We start from the raw sequence: 18,661 nt of genomic DNA on the forward strand, positions 1-18,661 counted from the left end.
TGACGGCGCGTTCCGGCCCGTGTGCGCCGGGGGCGGACACGTGCTCGGGCGTCCGGCCGCTCCGAGCGGAGCGCACCGTACCGGCGCACCGCGGAGGTGTCAGCCGATGGTCGCGCCGTACGTCCGGAGCGCCTCCGTCACCGGCTGGAAGAACGTCTGTCCGCCCGAGGTGCAGTCACCGCTGCCGCCCGAGGTGAGGCCGACCGCCCTGTCGCCTGAGAAGAGCGGACCGCCGCTGTCGCCGGGCTCGGCGCAGACCGAGGTCTCGATGAGCCCGTTGACGATCTCGCCGTTGCCGTAGTTCACGGTCGCGTCGAGGCCGGTGACCTGCCCGTCGTGCACCCGGGTGGTGGAGCCGCTGCGCCGGACCGGCATGCCGACGGTCGCCTCGGCCGCGCCGGTGATCCGCTGGCTCCGGCCGTTGTAGAGGTTGACCTCGCTCGGCCGCGGTCCGCCGGCGGTGTACGCGACCAGCGCGAAGTCGTCGCCGGGGAATCGCGAGTCCGCCATCCGCCCGAGGTCCGGCCCGCCCGGGGACGCGGACCAGCGGCTGCCCGCCGCTCCGCAGTGGCCGGCCGTCAGGAAGTGCGGGGCGCCGTCCTTGACGACGTTGAAGCCGAGGGAGCAGCGCCCGCCGTCGTTGTGGATGGCGTCGCCTCCGGCGGCGAACGGCTTGAACTCTCCGGCGGACTTCCTCAGTTCGGCCGTGTGGCCGAGCCCTCGGACCACCTTGCTGAGCCGGTTCCACTCCGCGCCGGTGACGGTGCGGTCGGCGGTGACGACGACCTTGTTGGTGACCGGGTCCAGGGCCCAGGACGTCCCCGGGATGGCCGCCCTGTCGGCGAGGGTGCGCCGGGCGCCCGCCAGTTCGGCGAGGGTGTTCTCCACGACCCTCGCCCGTCCGCCCGCGTCGCGCACCGAGTCGGCGGCGGCCTCGTCGGCGACGTTCACGACCAGGGACCTGGCCTCCGCGTCGTAGTACGTGCCGATGACATCGGGGCCCAGTTCGTCACTCAGCGTGGAGGCGAGTTTTCCGGCCGCCGTCACCGACAGGGGTGTGACGGGATACCGCTGGGTGACATCGCTCGCGTTCGCGCTCTGCAAGGTCAGGCCCGCCGCCATCACTGCGAGAACGGAACCGCCGGTGATGGCCAGTTTTCGCTTCGGTATGCGTCGGTGCTTCAACGTCGACCTCCTGTGGGGGCCGTATCCGCGCGCGCGTGGGGAGCGTGGGGACACGGAGGATCAACGGCCCACTATTCCGATGCCGATCGCCGCCGCACAAGGCCGACTTCAGGACGCCGGTCCGGCAACGCGGGTCCGTGCGCGGCGCCTTCACCGGGTGCCCCGCCGCAGGAACGTCCCGCCTGCGAACACCGTGCGCGACCGGAGCAGGGGCAACGGGTGAGGACTGGACCTGTCCTGTTTTCTTCCCTCGCTGCCCGGAACGGATTCGGTACGGGTCCGGAATCCGGTCACACCGCGCCTCGGGGGCGTCGAACCTGCCGCCAAGTGATGACAAAGCCACGGCCCCTTCAGGCCACCGATGGGTCATCATCAAGGGGGCGGGGAATGCCAAAGGCTCATGGTGCGTGCCCGGGCAGGGCATCCACGGAAAAGGGGGCGGGGGTGCGACGTCGGGTGCGCGCGGCGGACGGGCGGCATCTGGTGGTGGAGCGGCTGGGGGATCCGCGCGGCAAGCCGGTCTTCCTGCTCCACGGCACACCGGGCAGCAGGCTTGGCCCGGCACCACGCGGCATGGTGCTCTACCAGCGCCGTACGCAGCTGATCGCGTACGACCGTCCCGGCTACGGCGGTTCGGACCGGCTGGCCGGCCGGAGTGTGGGCGATGTGGCCCAGGACGTCCGGGCGATCGCGGACGAGCTGGGGCTGGACCGGTTCGCCGTCGTGGGCCGCTCGGGCGGCGCCCCGCACGCGCTGGCCTGCGCGGCCCTGATGCCCGACCGGGTGACCCGTACCGCCGCGCTGGTCACTCTCGCGCCCCGGGACGCGGACGGCCTCGACTGGTTCGAGGGCATGGCCGCGTCCAATGTCCACGCGTACACCTCGGCCCTGGACGACCCGGCCGGGCTCACCGAGCGGTTCATCGTGCGCTCGGCGGAGATCCGGCGGGACCCGATCCGGCTCCTGGACGAGCTGCGCAGGGAGCTCACCGATTCGGACCGGATGGTCGTCGCGGACGCGGGCGTACGGGCGATGCTGCTGCGCAACTACCAGGAGGCGCTGCGGACCTCGGCGTACGGCTGGATCGACGACGCGCTCGCGTTCTGCAGCCCCTGGGGCTTCGACCCGGCGGACATCACGGGCCCGGTCATGCTGTGGCACGGCGAGAAGGACGTCTTCTCTCCCGTGGGCCACTCCCGCTGGCTCGCGGAGCGCATCCCCGGGGCGACCGCGGTCCTCGAACCGGCCGCCGCCCACTTCGACGCCCTCCACGCGCTGCCGGGCATCCTCAACTGGCTGCTGGACCAGTGAGACCGGTGCCCGGCGAGCAGGGGCTCGCCGGGCACCGGAACCGAAGGGCCCCGGGCCGGACCCGGCCACCGGCCGGGCCGGGTGGCAGACCGCCCGCCGAACCAGCCGCCGACCCGGCCCGACCCGGTGGCCGGGCCGACCACCCGGGCCGACCCGACCACCCGGCCCGGCCCGGCCCGGAATCAGACCGCCAGGGGCTCCAGGTCGCGGTGCACCCGGCGCTCGTCGCGGGCGATCCGGGTGAGCGCGTGCTCCTCCCCGAGCAGCCGGGTCAGCTCCTCCACGGTCTCCGCCCTCAGCTGCGCGGCCTCGTCCTTGCGGCCCAGCATCCCCATCGTGACCGCCAGGTTGGAGGCGATGCCCAGCACCTCGGGGTGGTGCGGCCCCAGCACCTCGCGCAGCCGGGTCACGGTCCGCTGCTCGATGTCGAAGGCGTCCCGCAGATTGCCCAGGTCGGCGAGGGCGTTGGCGAGGTTGATGGTGCTGTAGAGGGCGTGCGGATGGCTCTCCCCGAGGACCTGGGTCATCTTCTCGGTCACCTGGATCAGCAGTTGCTCCGCAGCCTCCGGGTCGCCGCATCCCCAGTGGAAGATGCCCAGGTTGTTGATGGCGGCGAGGGTGTACGGATGCCGCTCCCCCGGCACCAGCATGTACTGGTCGACGACCTCCTGCGCCAGGTCGCGCGCCGCGACCGGCTCGCCCGCGGCGAACAGGTCGGCCGCCAGATTCAGATCGCAGGCGAGCGAGTCCGGGTTCGCCGACGTGTACTGGCTGCGGTAGCGGTTGCGGGTGGCCGTGGTCAGCCGCCGCGCGTCCTCCAGGTGCCCCGCCCTGCGCAGCGACACGGCGAGGCTCTTGCCCGCCGCCAGCGTGCCGGGGAAGGTCCGTCCGAGCTGCTGTTTGAGCAGGTCGTAGGTCCGGGCGAGCAGATTGACGGAGTCCTCGTACCGGCCGACCTCGCGCAGATCGCGCGCGAGGGAGGTGGCGGAGGACAGGGTGTAGGGGTGCTCCGGGCCGAGGACCTCGGTGCGCCGGTCGAAGACCTCCTGGTCGATCTCGCGGGCCCTGCTGTACTGCCCGACCATGCGCAGGTTCAGCGCCAGGTTGTTGGCGGCGGCGAGCGTACGCGGATGGGACTCGTGGAAGATCTGGCTGAAGCCCTCGTGGGCCTCGGTGGCCAGCTCCATCGCCCTGCTGTACTGACCGAGGGTGCCGAGGTCCATCGCGAGACCGCTGGTGGTCATGTACGTGTGCGGATGGGTGGGTCCGAGGACCTTCCGCTGGCGCTCCAGGGTCACCTCGTCCAGTTCCTTGGCCTCCACGTAGCGGCCCTGCGAACGGTAGATGTTGGAGAGGTGGAAGCGGAGGTAGAGGTACTGGAGATCGTTGTTCCCCAGCATCTCCCGCCAGGTCGCGCGCACCTCGTGGCCGAGCGTGGCCGCGGTGGCCCAGTCGCCCCGCTTCCACAGATAGCGCACCCGGTCGATGAGGAGCCGGCGGGTCTCCGGCTCCCGGCAGTTGCGTGCCTCCGAGGTGCTCAGGTGCGGCCAGATGGTGGCGAACCGGGGCCAGGTCTCGGGGTTGTCGATGGGTTCGTCGTCATCGGGCCGGGCGCCCGCGAGGACCCGGTGGACGGCGTGCCGCGCGGCCTGCTGCTCCTCCTCGGACAGCTGGGCTCTGATGACGGCCTGGACGAGCCGGTGGACCTGGATGCTGTTGGAGACCTGGTCGACCTTGGCCAGGGCGAACCGGCCGATCTCCCGGATGACCCGGCCGAGGACCAGCTTCTCCTGGAGGGAGGCGTCGTACGGCTTGAGCGCGTCGATCATCTCCTTGCTGTAGAGCAGGTTGGCCGAGATCGGCTCGGGCGCGAAGAAGGCGCAGAGCTGGAGCAGCCGTACCGCGGCGGGCGAGCGCTCCTTGAGCCGCTCGATGGAGACGTTCCAGGTCGCGGCGACCGGCTCCGGGTATCCGGCGGGCTGGTTGAGGGCGAGAACGCTGGTGGTCTGCTCCTTGAGCTGTTCCAGATACGCGGCGATGGGCGTCGCCGTCTCCGCGATCCAGGCCGCGGCCTGCTCGACGGCGAGCGGCAGATCACCGACGGCGGTGGCGACCTGGTCGGCGTCGTCGACGGTCAGTCCCCGGGCCCGCCGCTGGAGGTGCTCGATGGACTCCTCCCGGGTGAAGACGTCGATGGGCAGGGCGTCGCCGTACTGCGACCAGGTCTGGTTCCTGGAGGTGACGAGGATGTGCCCGGGGCCCTGCGGCGGGAAGAACCGCTTCAGCTGCTCGGGGTCGTCGGCGTTGTCGAAGACCAGCAGCCAGCGGGTGGACGGCACTCCGCGCCGCAGGAGGTCGATGGCCTCTCTGGACGCGGCCGCCATGTCGTCGCCGCCCTGTGCGCCGAGCCGTACGGCGAGTTCGGCGAGGCCGGCGATCACGTCGTCGGTCTGCTCGGCGGAGATCCACCACACGAGGTCGTAGTCGGCCATGAAGCGGTGGACGTACTCGATGGCGACCTGTGTCTTGCCGACGCCGCCGAGTCCGTACAGGGTCTGCGGCTGCGGCAGCACGGCGGCCACCGACATCCCGCCGCCGAGCTGGTCGCGCATCCGCTCCAGGGCGACCGCGCGACCGGTGAAGCCGGGGTTGCGGGGCGGGGCGTTCCAGATCTTCGGCACGGTGCCGGGGAAGCGCGGTCCCGGCGCCGTGCTGTCCGGAAGCTGTACGGGACGGTCCAGCGCGCGCAGCAGGGCGCTGGTCGCCTGGACCTCGTCGAGGCGGAACAGGTCGACGGGGTTGCGGTCGATGTAGGGGGTGGTGAGTCTGACGTCGCCGACCCGGATCGGCAGCAGATGGTGCCGCCCGCCGCTGGGGTCCTCCGCGGCGGCCCGAGACCAGACGTCCACCGCGCGCGAGGACTTCAGATAGGCGCCGGAGAGCAGCACCACGGTCCGTGCCGCGTTCTCGGCGGCGATGCCGTCGTCGTCGCCGGGGTCGCGGTCGACGGACACATCGCGGGGCACGACGCGGAATCCGGCGCGGGTGAGCAGGGCCTCGATCCAGTCGGCCCACATCCGGTTCTCCGCCACATAGCTGAGGAAGAGATCGGCGGGCAGGGCGGGGCGGCGCCGGGTGAAGGCGTCCTTGATACGCAGCCGGGTGTCCTCCCCGATCGTGGGCATCGAGGTGACCTGCTGCTCGGTGATGACGGAGGTGAGCCGTTCGAAGGCGGAGAGCAGCGAGTTGGTGAGACCGGCCTCGTCGCCGAAGGTGGCGAGCGTCTCCTCGTACGCGTAGTAGGGGCGGTACGGGATCTCCACCGCGCCCCAGTAGGCGGTGAGTTCGTCCCCGGCGAGCCCGCTGGGGAAGCGGTCGAACTTGACCCGGGCGAGGGCCCGTCCGGCGTCCGCCTTCTCCTTCTCGCCCTCGTCGATCCGCATCGGCACGGGGTAGATCTTGATGCCCCGGCCGCCGTAGCGCTCGTCGATCTGGCGGGCGACGGAGGCCGCGCCGTCGATGGACTGGTCGCTGAGGGTGAAGCAGTCGACGAGGACGTCGGGCAGATGGACGGTGCAGATGTCCGCTATGTCGCTGAGCCCGGTGCGGCTGTCGATGAGGACGTAGTCGTAGTTGGCCTTCATGTCGTCGCGGAGCGCGTCGAAGAAGAGGCCGCCGCCGAGCCGGTCGTAGAAGTTGTCCCAGTCGAAGGTGGAGACGGTGGCGGAGTACTCGCGGTTCTGCCGGCCCGCGGAGACGAAATCAAGGGTGCCCCCGTCGGGGAACTCCCAGCCGAGGCTCTCGGGGGTGAGGGAGACGGCGTGCGGCTGGATCCGGGCGTAGTCCGTGTGCCAGTCGTCGCGGCGGACGGTGTCGGGGGTGATCGCGGCCCAGGCGTACTCGGTGATCAGGTCGATGATGCCGGTGGTGGCACCGAGGGTGGAGGGGTCGAGAAAGGGGTGGAAGAAGCGGTGCAGGCCCGGCGCCTCCAGGTCCCAGTCGACCGCGAGGACCCGCTTGCCGTTGGCGGCGAGGATCCACGCCGTGTTGGCGAGGGCCATCGTGCGGCCCGTACCCCCCTTGTACGAGTAGAAGGTGACGATGCGTCCGTCACGACTGGCTGTCATCCGTGTCCTCCGCATCGGGGGCTGCTGAGCGCATGTCCGGGACGTACTGGGTGGTGCCGTACTCGGCCATGGGGCCGCGGAGTCTGGGGCGTTCGCCCCGGGCGGCGGTCCCCGGTGGTGGTGCGGGTGGGAAGACCTCGGCGTGGCGCAGATACTCCTGGGCCGCCGCCTCGACGACCTGGGGCAGGATCTGCCCGAACGCCTCCATGCTGAAGACGCCTCGTGCGGCGGCCCGGCAGGCGGGGCGGCCGTGGTGCAGTTGGTGCGGCATGGTCCGCTCCAGCCGTTCGGCCAGTTCGGCCTCGGATATCCGGCTCTGGGGGTCGTCGCGGTTCCAGGGGACGACGACGGTCACCCAGGGGCGCGGCTGGGCGTCGAAGGCGGCGAGCCGGGCGCATCTCTCGTCGTCCGCGAGGGCCCAGCGGTCGATGAGGAGGATCTCGGGGCGGCTGGGGGGCTGGCCGGGTTCGGGAGGTGTCTCGTGGTCGAAGGAGGAGACCGTCGCCTGGTAGTTCAGCGAGCGGACGAGGTCCTGCGCCACATACGCCAGTGGCCGCGCCGAGTCCGGGTGGTACGGGTTCCAGTCCTGGGACTGCTTGCCGTAGTAGTCGGGGGCGCGGCCGTCGGGGAGATCGTGATGGGTGGGTGCGGCCACCGTCAGATGCATCGGCCGGGGTCCTCCAGTGGGCTTTCCGAACGCGCTGGGGGCATGGCGGTAGTCGACCGGGCTGCCGGGGGTGACACGGGTGGTGTCGGCGACGGCGACGATCCGTTTCGCCAGTTCGTAGACGGCGGCTTCGTACTCCTCGGCGAATATCCGCAGTTTGATCAGGCCGTAGAGGCCGTCGGTGACATAGCGGTCGCCGAAGGCCCGGTGGTTGAACTGGAGCCGTTCGGCGGGTCCGGGGAGTTGCTCGGGGGGCATCGGCACCCACAGGGCGGGGACGATCGCGTCCGCGGGACGGTTGCTCTTGGCCTGGTGGTAGATGGCCCGCTGGGCGAAGGCGTACCACTCCTTGCCGCACATCTCGCTGGCGAAGTAGCGGGGGGAGAACAGGGGGACGAACACACGGCAGTTGGCGAGGACTTCACCGAGCCTTTCGGACCAGCCCTCCCCCGAGCGGATCTCCCGGTCCATGAATCCGGCCGGGGCCCCGGCCGGTAAATCCGTCATGGCCATCACATGGCCGCACAGATCCCGGAAGAGCCGCTCCACCCACATGTCCGGGTCGGGGCCCCCCGCCCCGTACCGCGGCGTGTGCGCGTAGCTCAAGAAAAAGTACGGCCGATGATCCGCCGCACGTTGCGCTGAATCCGACACACGACCCCCGTCCTGTGTGAGCACTCGCCCTCCACCCGGCACCGCACCCGGCATCGGTGAGAGATGCGAGCGAATTAATCATTCCGGAGCCGGGCCCACTCCTTCCCCCTTCGTTCAGTCATTCACCGCCGCTTTTCGGACATCCAGCGCTGGGCGTGCCGTACCGCGCCCCTGATCGCGAACAATCGCGCGGGCCGGCCTCCCAGTTGTCCCTTCCGTTCCATCCCCCACGGGAAATCGGCGCCGATGGTGCCGAATTCGCCGTCGTCGAGGACGACGTCCTCGTACTCCGTCCATTCCTTACCCCCGCCGGGCATCAGAACCACGCAGGAGTAGCGCCTTCTGGGAGCTTTCGGGTCGTACTCGGCGAGATGGAAAGCGGTGCACACGTCGAATCCGACATTGATCAGCAGCACCTTCGCGTCCGCTTCGTGCAGGGCCCCGAGCGGGGAGTCCCAGCCGAGGTGGGAGGTGAGGGGGTGGCGGGCGAGCAGTTCTCCGGCGCGGGCGCCGACGGCGGCGAAGGACGTCTGCGGATGGGTGCTGCGCACGGCCCCGGGGGCGAGGCGCACGGACTCGGCCAACCGGCCCATGCCCTGGCTCGGGGTGGCGGCCGGGTCGAAGGCGGGCATGTCCGCCCGGAAGGCCGCCGCCTGCTCGGGTGTCATGTCGCGCACCCGGGCGCGGAAGGCGTGGGAGGTGTCGGAGTTCTCCTCGGTGAAGGCGGGGACCACCAGGGTGCCGCCGGGACCGAGCGCGGTGAGCAGGGCGTCCCTGAGGGTGTCCGCGTCGAGCCCGGTGCCGCTCAGGGAGGCGTGCACGAGCAGCGTCGTGCCGCGGTCCACGCCCAGCCGGGCGAGTGTGAGCACCAGCGGGTCGGCGTGCCCGGTCTCAGCCACGGCCGGCCCCGTCCAGTTCCCTCCGCAGGCTGTAGAGGAGCCGCCGGCCGGCGACGGTGAGCTCGGCCGCGCCCTCCAGGGTGTCCAGGGCCCTTCTGGCCTGAATTGCTCCCTGGGGGTCGAAGGCCGCGAGTCCGGTCCGTTCCCAGGCACCCGCCAGCAGTTCGGACACCGGAACCTCCTCGTCCCGCCAGGGGGCCGGGTGGCGCCAGTGGCCGTCCTGGGCGTAGAGATCGCTGACCTGGAGCAGGGCGTTCAGCTTCGTACGCCGGAAACCGCGCAGCAGCTCGACCGCGAGTTCGCGGGAGGTGGGGGGCAGGGCGATTCCCAGCGCTCCATAACCGTGCCCGCCGACGGGCCGCTCACGCGTGGAGGACCGGCCACATCCGGGTGGTGCGGGGGCGGCCAGCGGGGTCAGCGTGGTCAGGGAGTCGGCCGCCTCGGCGGCCTGGGCGGGCGCGGTGGCGCGCAGCAGGGCCCAGGCTCCGGTCAGCCGCTCGTCCCAGAGCGCCGCCTCGGCCGTGCCGAGCCGGTCCCGCACGGGGGCCCCGAAGCAGTCGCGGTAGGGGTCGAGATCGTCCAGCCGCAGCAGGGGTGTCCCGTCCCGTCCGCCCACCGTGCGCACGGGCCGCCAGCCGGGGGTGTCCTCCCCGGGGCGTACGGCCAGGGGCTCGCGCCCCTCGGCGGTGACCCGGAATCCGCCGTCCCCGGTGGGCCGTACCAGCGCGACGCCGCTCTCGCCGGGGTGCCCGGCGCCCGGGCCGCCGACCGTCAGCTCGCCGAGCACGGGCAGCCGCAGCAGACCCCGCTCGTACGGCACCGGGATCGCCGCTCCGGAGCCGGCCCCGATGAGCGCGGCGGCGAGGTACGCGGGCAGCCGCAGCGCGAGCGCGACGGCGTCCGGCCGGTCCTCGCGGAGCGCGGCGAGTGCGTCCTCCAGCCAGGTACGGGTGTAGGGGTGGCCCCAGACGGTGTCGAGGAGGTCGCCGCTGCCCTCCAGGTCGACGGTGAGCTCCCAGGCGTCCTCCCACGCCCGGCCGCCCCGGCCGTCGAGCTCGCGGCCGAGCGCGGCGGTCAGCAGCCGGGTCACGTCCTGGCCGTCGGCGAGGAGGGCGCCCGGTTCGGTCACGGACGGCGGCACCAGGCGGTCGGCCGTGCGCCGCTCGACGCCGCGGATGAGCGCTTCGAGGTCGGCGCAGTACACGGAGGTGTCGTCGAAGCCGTTCCCGGTGCGGTAGCGGTGGGTGTAGAGCCCGCCGCCGCAGGACCGTACGACGGGGCACGTCCGGCAGGTCTCGCTGACCGAGGAGAGCCCCAGCTGGCGTGCTCTGACTCCGGGGTGGGCGGCGACCTCGTCGAAGGGGTGGCTGAAGACGTCGAATCCGGTGGCCGCGGCCCCCTCGTAGGCGCTCTTGAGGGAGTCGACCTGTTCGAGGGCTCCGTCGGTCTCCACGACGACGAGGTCGGTGGGGGCCAGGCCCAGGGACTCGGTGAGGCTGGGGCCGCCGGTGAGGGTGGACAGGACGGACTCGAAGAGCCGGACCGGGACGGGGCGTCCCCGCTCGTCCCAGCGGTCGAAGACCGTGAGCAGCCAGTCGGCGTACGCGGTGGGCGAGCCGTCGGGGCGGGCGGGCGGCTCGTCCCAGGTGGCGTGCGGAAGGAGGAAGTCGATGCGCGGGGGTTCCAGCTCGGCGAGCGCGTCGTACACGGCGACGGGGTCGTTGGCCACGTCCACGGTGCACAGGAGACCGAGGTAGAGATGGCGGTACCGGGCCTCGCGCAGGAGGTCGACGGCTCTGAGGACCAGCGGGTGGCTGGTGCGTCCGTCGGCGAACCGGCGGTGCCGGTCGTTCGCGGTGCGGTCGCCGTCGAGGGAGATGCCCACCCTGACGTCGAACTCGGTGAACAGGTCGAGATACCGGGGGCTCAGCTGTAAGCCGTTGGTGTGGATCCGCAGATCCAGTTCCGCCACGCCGTCGAGCGCCGTGGTCAGTTCCTCGCACACGCGGCGCAGCCGTGCCGGCCCCGCCAGCAGCGGCTCCCCTCCGTGCAGGATCACTGACACGGAGGGCAGGGCATGGTTTTTGGCATGCTCGGCCAGTCGCAGAGCTGTCCAGGAAATCGCTTCGTCAGAGATTGCCTTCGGGCGGGTACGCCAGCTCTGATCAGCGTGTTCGTAGATGTAGCAGTGGTCACAGGCCAGATCGCATCTGCTGTGGACCTTCAGCACGATCTCGCGGAATGGGACCAGAGGGCCTGTCATTCCACCAGTCTAGAGCCGGGCTACAGCGACGAGTTGAACGTGGAGACGCGCACGGTGCGGTCGGCGGAGGCCGGGACGACCCGGGCCAGCTTCTTCGCGGCGTCGCCACCACGGACGTCGAGCTGCGCCAGGGGGACACGGTTCTGCTTCGCAGCGGCGAAGGATGCGGAGGTCGTCATGGGGGGCCGTCCTTGTGATCTGTGTACATGATCCAGCTGTACAGCACGGAAACCAGGCACCATTGCGGTGCCCGGCGGCACGACTTTACTCTCACAGCCACGCGCAGCAACTCAGCACGTGAACATCGAACGGAAGAGTTGCGTCACATTCCCGCGAAACAGAGCGGAATGAATGACTCCACCCAACGGGTGACGGCATAACAGCAGACAGGGGGGCGCATGTCCGGGATTCCCGGCCCACTGCACAGCACGGTGTTCCGCAACAGTGATCTGCCCGCGCTCTTCCATCACACGGACGCCATAGCCATTTCCCGTCAGCGGGAGGCCGTGGGGTCCACCCGCCGCCAGCTGCTGTTTCTGGTCCTGGGAGCCGCGGCGGCGGCCCTGCCCTCCTCCTGGAAGCTCGGCGATACCTTCCAACTCCCGGGCGCCCTCAGCGCGTTGGCGTACGCGGGTGTACTGCTGCTGGGTTACCGGGTGTCACGGCGGCAGGCGAAGTCGCAGTGGCAACTGAACCGGTCGGCCGCCGAGTACATCAAGTCCATGTGCTGGCGCTATTCGGTGCACGGAACACCTTTCGACTCGCGCTCGCCGGACGGGGACGATCTGTTCACCCGGCGGCTGGAGGAAGGACTGCGCGAGCTGGCCAAGGTCGGCTGGCGCGATCCCCGGACGGATGTCCCCGACGTGGCCGGTGGAGAACTCATCACCCCGGCGATGCGGCGGCTGCGGGAGAAGCCGTTCGGCATCCGCAAGGAGACGTACATCAGGGACCGTCTGATCGAGCAGCGCAACTGGTACCACCGCAGTGCGGAGATCTCCCGCAAGGCCACGCTGCTGTGGTCGGGAACGATCGGGATGCTGACGCTTCTCGCCTTGTTCTTTTCGCTTCTGCACACGTTTTCACTCGCCGAGTCGATCAATGTGGTCGGCATGTTGTCGGCCGCCGCCGCGGCGTGCCTGGCCTGGAGCGAGATCCGCCGCCATCAGCCCCTCATCGCCGCGCACTCGCTCGTGGAGGAGGACCTCGCGGCGATGCACACGGCGATGGAGACGACGGTGACCGACACCCAGTGGCCCTCGGCGGTGTACGAGACGGAGCGCATCGTTTCCCCGCAGCACACGGACTGGCTCGTACGCCACCGGAGCTGACCGGGAGTCACGCGAGCGGCGGCGCGGGAAGGCGACGGCCGGGCGCGGGCACACCACGGACGGCGCGGGAGAGCGACGGCCCGGCTGCGCGCTGGTGAGCCGCCGCAGCGTCAGGACGCCCCGCGTGCACGGGGCTCAGTCCTCCACGGACGTCGCCGTGCCCTACGGCACCCAGGACGCCCCGCGCGCACGGGGCTCAGGGCCGCTCGACGCCCTCGCGCCAGATGACGGTCACCGGCTTTCCGAGGCCGCGCGCGTAGTGGACGATGTCCGCCGTGCCGCCGAGCCCGCGCGACGGTCCCCCGTCCCAGACGGCGAGCAGGCGGTCGCAGTGGTCGGCGATGTACGCCCCGGCGGCGTAGTACGCCTCGTCCGTGGAGTGCGGGAAGGCGAGCCGGACCTCGCGGGTGGCACGCCCTCGCAGCTGCCGGAAGCTCGCGAGCTCGCCGGGGGCGCTGAAGCCGTCCTCGTAGTCGCCGCTCGGGATGACCACGGTCAGTTCGGCCCCGCAGGACAGGGCGAGATCCGCGAAGATCTGGTCCGCGCCGATCGCGAGGCTGGAGAACGCCTCCAGCGCTCCCCGGTGATGGCGCAGGGCGGTTTGGATCCCGGCGCGGACATGCGCGTACGCCTCGGGAGGGATGTTCCGGTGGCCGGTCACTCCGATGCGCTTCACTGCTCCGCGACCCCCGTCTCTGCCGTGCCCCCGACGCCCTGACATCGTCCCAGACGACGGCGTGGCGTCGAGCCCCCGTCCTCCATACGGACGGGGACTCGGCCGCGGCCGGACGAGCCGCGGGTCGTCAGTAGACGCTGACCCCGTAGGCACCGAGCGCCTCGGTGACGGGCTGGAAGAACGTCGTACCGCCCGACCTGCAGTCACCGTTGCCGCCGGAGGTCAGTCCGATGGCCCGGGTGCCGGAGTAGAGGGGGCCGCCGCTGTCGCCGAGCTCGGCGCAGACATTGGTCCGGATCAGGCCCTGGACGATGTCGCCGCCACCGTAGTTGACCGTGGCGTTCAGCCCGGTGACGGTGCCGCTGTGGATGCCCGTGGTGGAGCCCCGGCGGGTGACGGCCATGCCGAGTACGGCACCGGCGGCGCCCGTGATGTCGACGCCCGCGACCGTGCCGGGGCGGGGCACCGCCGCGTTGGCGTGGCGCACCAGGCCGTAGTCGTTGCCCGGGAAGCTGGATCCGGCCGTGGGGCCGATGGCGGTGGTGCGCGCGGAGTTGGCGTACCAGGCGCCGGCGCCCTCGGTGCAGTGCCCGGCGGTCAGAAAGTAGTAGGTGCTGCCGCTGCGGACGTTGAAGCCCGCCGAACAGCGCCAGGCGGTCGCGTAGACCGCGTCGCCGCCGGAGATGAGCGGGGAGAGCACGCCGGGGGCGCGCTCGACGCGGATCGCTCCCGCGTCGGGTCCGGCCGCCCTCTTGATCCTGGCGATCCCCGAGCGGGAGACCGTGCTGTCGGCCAGGACGGCCAGGGTCCCGTTCGCCGGGTCGATGTGCCAGGCGGTGCCCGGCACATCGGCTTCGAGTACGGCGTCGCTCGCGTTGGCGAGCTGCCGGGCGCCGTAGGCCCCGGCCGGTGCGGGCTCGGCACCGGCCGCGGGGACGACGGCGAGTGCTCCGGCGACGGACAGCCCGGTGGTGACGGCGAGCAGCCGCGTCCGTCTGCCGAGGGTGCTGCGGCGGGTGGTGCGCTTGATCCTCACTTCGCGTTCCTCCGAGGGAATCGGGGGCCCGTTGGGGAGTGGGCCCGTGAGGCGCGGCCAGGAAGCACTGCCCGTTCTCCGACATTTTCGTCGTGCCCCTGACAAGCACTGCTCGGAGTATTCGACCGGCCAACTGCCCGCGCAAGGCCGTCTTTCGGTCGCGTGAGGTGTCGGTGCGGGGGTGTGACGGGCCGGCGCGGAAGAGCCCCCGGCGTCTGCTCTTCGCCGGGGGCTCTCGGGCGTGCTCGCTTTCGGGGCGGCCGGTCAGCGGGCCCGCAGTCTCCGCTCGCCCGCGGGGACACCCGCCGTGAGGGTGTTGCCCGGCGGCGGGAAGGGGCAGATGAAGTGGTCCGCGAAGGCGCACGGCGGCAGCAGCGCGCGGTTGAAGTCGACCGTCACCGTGCCGTCGCCGTCCGGCGCCGGGGGCCGCAGAAAGCGGAAGCGGTAGCTACTGTTTCCGCTGGTGGCATCCGCGAAGACGGCCCACAGCGAACCGTCGTCCTCGATCGCCACGCTCAGCGTGTGCTCCTCGCCGTCGAGTGCGAAGGCGATCTCCCCGGCGAGACCGAGGCCGCGCTCGCGCCCGTCGGCGTTCTCCACCCGTACACCGCGGATCTCCGGGTACGCGCGAAAGCGCCCCGGCACGGCCCAGCGGGGGTCGTACCCGGTCACCTCGATGCCCGCGAACGCCTGCCGCGCCGGGGAGTCGGGGTCGAAGTCGCGGACCGCCCACAGCCCCTCGCGTCGCATCACCACCAGCCGCCGCGCGCCGTAGCCGACCCGGGCCCCGGGGATCGGCCCGTGGTCGGCGCCGAGCCGGACCGAGCCGGTGAGGGGCTTGCCGTCGACCGTGAGGCCGTCGCCGTGGTCGGCGGTGAGCACCACGTCGCCGTCGGCCCGCCAGTCGCCCGGGACGGCCGGAATTCGCCCTTCCGGGTAGTCGTCGAGCCAGTGGGTGGCCGTCAGGGAGAGCGGTCCGTACGGCGCGGTGATCGTCTCCAGACGCCGTTCGTGCCACTTCCGCCAGTGCCGCCGCTCCCGTTCCTCGTGGCCGGGACCGCCCCGCCCGCCGGAGTCCCCGTGGCCGCTCCGGCCCTCCTGACCAGCGGGGCCCGTGGCCCCGTCGCGGCGGTCGTGACCGTTCCGGTCTGCTGGGTGCGCGTCCATGCTCATACCGTCAACCTTTCCACACCGGCTCGGCGAGCCCGAGGTGCGAGCGGAGCGTCGTCCCGGTGTAGCGCGTACGGAACACTCCCCGCTCCTGGAGCAGCGGCACCACCCGCGCCACGAAGTCGTCGAGTCCGCCCCCGGCGGGCCGGGGCACCAGGACGAATCCGTCGGCCGCGCCCCCGCGCACGTACTCCTCCATCGCCTCGGCCACGCGGCCCGGGGTGCCGATGAACGACTGCCGGCCGGTCGTCTCGGCGACGGTCTGCCGGATCGACAGCCCTCCCTCCGCCGACAGCGCCCGCCAGCGCGCCGCGACCGCCAGCCGGTCCCCCGCACTCACCCGGCTGCCCCGGGTGAGTGCCGAATCGGGGGCGGGATCAACGCCGGGCAGCGGCCCGTCGGGGTCGTACGAGGAGAGGTCCCGCCCCCAGATCCGCTCCAGCGCGGCGATCGCGTGTTCCGGCGAGATCTCCCGGCGGCGGATCTCGGCCGCCCTCTCCCGCGCTTCGGCGTCACTGGAACCGAGGACCACGCCGACCGCCGGCATGACCCTGATGCCGCCGGGCGCCGGGCCGTGCGCGGCGGGCCTCCGTCCGGCGCCGGTCCGCCCGGCGCGGCCCGCGCCGGGCGGATCATGCGGGTCGTACCGGGTGACCAGGACGTCCGCGCGCCCGGCGGCCCGCGCCGGGTCCTCGCCCCGGTCGGCCGCCCGGATGATCACGGGGTGACCCTGCGGCGGACGCGGAAGGGTGAACTCGCCCGCCGTGGTGAAGTACGGGCCGGAGTGCGAGAACCGGCGCGCCTCACCGGCGGGGGTCCAGGAGTCCCACAGCCCGCGTGCCGTACGGATGAACTCCTCGGCCCGCGCGCCGGTGCCGGCCCCGTCGTCACCGGCGCCGGACCCGGGAGACCTTCCGGGCGGGTCGGCCACGTGCCAGGCGGCCCGCCCGCCGCTGAGGTGGTCCAGGGACGCGAGCGCGCGGGCCGCGGTGAACGGTTCGGCGGAACCGGCGTAGACGGTGGCGGCGAGTCCCAGCCGGTCGGTGACGGCCGCCAGCGCGCTGAGCAGGGTGATCGGCTCGGGACGGGCGACCGCGTCCCCGTCGTCGTGGACACCGTCCCCGGGTCCGTACGGCAGGGGCCCGCCGCCGAGGAGCACGAAGTCGAACAGCCCGCGCTCGGCGGTGCGCGCGCTCCGCTCGAAGGAGGCGAAGCCGGCCCGGCTCCCTGGCCTGCCGGGCGTACCGGTGGCATCGGCGTCCGGAAGGCGCACGGCGAGATGGAGCCGTCGGCGGGCGCCGGTCATGAGGTGCTCCGGGCTGCGGTGGCGTACCGGCCGGTGGGCCGGGCGAGCCCCAGGTGCTCCCGGAGCGTACCGCCGGGGTGGAACACCCGGAACAGGCTGCGGTGCTGGAGCAGAGCGACGGTTCCGTTGACGATCCGCTCCAGATCGCGGTGCGGGGCGATGGGCACGAGATGGAAGCCGTCCACGGCTCCCCCGCGATGCCAGCGGGTGATCAGCTCGGCGAGATCGACCGGCCCGCCGCTGTAGTACGTGCCCCGGGCGGCGAGCCGTGGCCCCCCGTAGGGGCCGGCGAGGCCCGGCTCCGCGGCCGGTTCCCGCTCGCCGAGGTCCACGGGGAGCGACAGGAGGACGCGCAGCTCCCGGGGGTCGCGGCCGAGAGCCCCGGCGTCCCGGTGGATACGGGAGCGGAGCGCCGCGGCCTTCTCGGGCGAAGCGGCCCGGACGAGAACGACATCGGCGTACCGCGCCGCGGTCAGCCGGCCCTCGTCGCCGGTGCCGGTGATGTCGACGACGGTGACGGGACGGCCCTGGGGCGGCCCGGGGACGGTCACCGGGCCGCGTACGCCGAAGGAGGTGCCCCGGAAGTCGACATGGCGGAGACCGTCCCCGGCGCCGGCGACAGGTCGATCTGTCTCCGTGTCGTGAAATCCCGCGTCGTGCACGCGGGTGGTTCCAAGGTCGCGGGGAACCGTCGGCCTCATGTCGACATATCCCCTGCCGGTGGATCCCGGGCCGTCCTCCCAGCCGTCCCACAGGCGCCCGGCGGTGTCGGCGACCCGGCCGGCCTCGCGCCAGAGCGCGGCGGTGGACGGGGCGGGCCCGCGGCCGAACAGCCCGGCCTCGGCCTCCGTCGGCGAGACCCCGATCACCCAGCCCGCGCGGCCGTTGCTCACCCAGTCGAGCGTGGCGAGAGCCGTGGAGACGTGGAGGGGCTCGGTGTAGGTGGTGGTCATCGTCGGCACCAGACCGATCCGGCGGGTGACGGGCGCGAGCCGGGCCAGCACCGCGAGGGCGTCGAGCCCCGGCCGGGCGAACGAGTCGCCGAGGGTGACGAAGTCGAGGGCCCCGCGCTCGGCGAGCGCGGCGAGGTCGGCGTAGTGACCGGCGTCGTGACGCGCGGGTCCGTCGAGGGCGACGGCGAGATGAAGGGGGCGATGGGGGGTCATGTCGGGGGCCTCTCCGGAAGGGTCGGTTCCTGGCCGGGCGGATGGGGGCGGAGCCGGGTCGGCTCCGGGACCTGGTCGGGGAGCCGGGTCGGCTCCGGGACCTGGTCGGCCGCTCGGGGTCGGCCGCGCGAGGTGGACGACCTGGCGCGGCCGGAGGTCAGGGAGTCGGCCGTCCAGGCCGACAGGACGGGTCGCGCGGCGGCGCGGGAGCCGTCCGCGCGGTGGCGTCGTTCCGCCGTCGCACGGCCCGCCCGGCACCGGGGACGGCCAACCGCCCCCGGACGGAGCCCGGTTCGGGGCGGGTGGGTGCGCCGCGGCGGAAGCGGACGCCGGTACGGGCGCGGAAGGCGTCGCCCGGACGGGGGCCACCGCCGACCGGGCGCGGCGCGGTGCGCCGTACGGCCCCGGGGGTCCGCGCGTCGGCGGCACGGCGGGCCGCGACGGTGGTCGCGGGTGGTCGGGACCCTGCGGCCCCCGCCCGTCCGGCCACCGGGCACGGGCGGACCGTCCGCTCCTCACACACGAGTTGGGTCCGCCCCTCGCGCGCGGGGAGGGTCCGGCGGGGGACGGGGCCGCCGTGGACAGCGGCAGGCGGCGGCGTCATCGCGCGCACGCCCTGCCGGGCAGCGGTGTACGGGACACGGGGAAGACGGGCACGGCCATGCGAAGGCTCCGTGGATACGGGATCGAACACGGGACGGCCTTCACCACAGGCACGGAAGCACGCGACACGTCGGCACGACACGGACCGAGCCCCTCAGCACGATCCTCGATGTGAGGCTAGAGGGTGAGCGGTGTCCGGTGTCAAGGCCGTCCACAGTGTGAGCCATGCGTCTTACGGCAGTTGACGGGGCACCGCATGCCTGTTCC

General features: G+C 72.5%; 13 protein-coding genes. 2 read left to right on the forward strand and 11 right to left on the reverse strand.

The features are described from left to right. Positions 1-99 precede the first annotated feature (99 nt). Positions 100-1,185 carry a S1 family peptidase gene (locus ACFYT4_RS22690; protein ID WP_389271803.1) on the reverse strand — a complete coding sequence of 362 codons (1,086 nt, stop codon included), beginning with the start codon at positions 1,183-1,185 and terminating at the stop codon, positions 100-102. Positions 1,186-1,629: 444 nt separating this feature from the next. Here ACFYT4_RS22690 and ACFYT4_RS22695 point away from each other — a divergent pair, with 444 nt between their 5' ends. Then, positions 1,630-2,496 carry an alpha/beta fold hydrolase gene (locus tag ACFYT4_RS22695; RefSeq protein ID WP_389271806.1) on the forward strand — a complete coding sequence of 289 codons (867 nt, stop codon included), beginning with the start codon at positions 1,630-1,632 and terminating at the stop codon, positions 2,494-2,496. A 182-nt stretch (positions 2,497-2,678) separates the two neighbouring features. Here ACFYT4_RS22695 and fxsT read toward each other — a convergent pair whose 3' ends face one another. The 5 genes from fxsT to fxsA form a co-directional block, all read right to left on the reverse strand. Next, entirely contained in the window at positions 2,679-6,623 is a 3,945-nt protein-coding gene (fxsT, locus tag ACFYT4_RS22700; RefSeq protein WP_389271809.1) for an FxSxx-COOH system tetratricopeptide repeat protein, read from the reverse strand. After that, positions 6,607-7,998, reverse strand: coding sequence for a TIR-like protein FxsC (locus ACFYT4_RS22705; protein WP_389271812.1), 1,392 nt, complete (start codon positions 7,996-7,998; stop codon positions 6,607-6,609). The genes fxsT and ACFYT4_RS22705 overlap by 17 nt, the downstream gene beginning before the upstream one ends. A gap of 68 nt (positions 7,999-8,066) precedes the next feature. Further along, a complete protein-coding gene (locus ACFYT4_RS22710) occupies positions 8,067-8,843 on the reverse strand; it encodes an aminoglycoside N(3)-acetyltransferase (RefSeq protein WP_389271815.1) in 777 nt (258 codons plus the stop codon). Next, positions 8,836-11,106, reverse strand: coding sequence for a radical SAM/SPASM protein FxsBH, inactivated beta-hydroxylase extension form (gene fxsBH / locus ACFYT4_RS22715; protein ID WP_389271818.1), 2,271 nt, complete (start codon positions 11,104-11,106; stop codon positions 8,836-8,838). The genes ACFYT4_RS22710 and fxsBH overlap by 8 nt, the downstream gene beginning before the upstream one ends. Before the next feature lie 20 nt (positions 11,107-11,126). Next, entirely contained in the window at positions 11,127-11,285 is a 159-nt protein-coding gene (gene fxsA, locus ACFYT4_RS22720; protein WP_389271821.1) for an FxSxx-COOH cyclophane-containing RiPP peptide, read from the reverse strand. Between the two features lie 219 nt (positions 11,286-11,504). Here fxsA and ACFYT4_RS22725 point away from each other — a divergent pair, with 219 nt between their 5' ends. Further along, positions 11,505-12,437: a DUF4231 domain-containing protein gene (locus ACFYT4_RS22725; RefSeq protein WP_389271824.1), complete on the forward strand. Its 933-nt coding sequence runs from the start codon at positions 11,505-11,507 to the stop codon at positions 12,435-12,437. Between the two features lie 196 nt (positions 12,438-12,633). Here the strand turns inward: ACFYT4_RS22725 and ACFYT4_RS22730 are convergent, their stop codons facing one another. From ACFYT4_RS22730 to ACFYT4_RS22750, 5 genes are all read right to left on the reverse strand, one after another. Continuing rightward, on the reverse strand, positions 12,634-13,113 hold the full coding sequence (locus ACFYT4_RS22730; protein WP_389271827.1) for a hypothetical protein: 480 nt from the start codon (positions 13,111-13,113) through the stop codon (positions 12,634-12,636). Between the two features lie 127 nt (positions 13,114-13,240). Beyond that, a complete protein-coding gene (locus tag ACFYT4_RS22735; protein WP_389271830.1) occupies positions 13,241-14,149 on the reverse strand; it encodes a S1 family peptidase in 909 nt (302 codons plus the stop codon). A gap of 264 nt (positions 14,150-14,413) precedes the next feature. After that, positions 14,414-15,322 (reverse strand): DUF1684 domain-containing protein, encoded by a 909-nt coding sequence (locus ACFYT4_RS22740; RefSeq protein ID WP_389271832.1) that lies wholly within the window; start codon positions 15,320-15,322, stop codon positions 14,414-14,416. A 4-nt stretch (positions 15,323-15,326) separates the two neighbouring features. Further along, positions 15,327-16,625, reverse strand: a complete 1,299-nt coding sequence (locus tag ACFYT4_RS22745; protein WP_389271834.1) for an LLM class flavin-dependent oxidoreductase — start codon at positions 16,623-16,625, stop codon at positions 15,327-15,329. After that, entirely contained in the window at positions 16,622-17,791 is a 1,170-nt protein-coding gene (locus tag ACFYT4_RS22750) for an LLM class flavin-dependent oxidoreductase (RefSeq protein ID WP_389271837.1), read from the reverse strand. Before ACFYT4_RS22750 ends, ACFYT4_RS22745 begins: the two co-directional genes overlap by 4 nt. Positions 17,792-18,661 lie beyond the last annotated feature (870 nt).

Source organism: Streptomyces sp. NPDC004609 (assembly GCF_042873655.1).
Taxonomy (GTDB): Bacteria; Actinomycetota; Actinomycetes; order Streptomycetales; family Streptomycetaceae; genus Streptomyces.

What these genes read in the sequence shown, in the direction of transcription:
- fxsT (WP_389271809.1), bottom strand. Translation starts at nt 6,623, where the DNA reads ATGACAGCCAGTCGTGACGGACGCATCGTCACCTTCTACTCGTACAAG.
- ACFYT4_RS22705 (WP_389271812.1), bottom strand. Translation starts at nt 7,998, where the DNA reads ATGCCGGGTGCGGTGCCGGGTGGAGGGCGAGTGCTCACACAGGACGGG.
- fxsBH (WP_389271818.1), bottom strand. Translation starts at nt 11,106, where the DNA reads ATGACAGGCCCTCTGGTCCCATTCCGCGAGATCGTGCTGAAGGTCCAC.
- fxsA (WP_389271821.1), bottom strand. Translation starts at nt 11,285, where the DNA reads ATGACGACCTCCGCATCCTTCGCCGCTGCGAAGCAGAACCGTGTCCCC.
- ACFYT4_RS22725 (WP_389271824.1), top strand. Translation starts at nt 11,505, where the DNA reads ATGTCCGGGATTCCCGGCCCACTGCACAGCACGGTGTTCCGCAACAGT.
- ACFYT4_RS22740 (WP_389271832.1), bottom strand. Translation starts at nt 15,322, where the DNA reads ATGAGCATGGACGCGCACCCAGCAGACCGGAACGGTCACGACCGCCGC.
- ACFYT4_RS22745 (WP_389271834.1), bottom strand. Translation starts at nt 16,625, where the DNA reads ATGACCGGCGCCCGCCGACGGCTCCATCTCGCCGTGCGCCTTCCGGAC.
- ACFYT4_RS22750 (WP_389271837.1), bottom strand. Translation starts at nt 17,791, where the DNA reads ATGACCCCCCATCGCCCCCTTCATCTCGCCGTCGCCCTCGACGGACCC.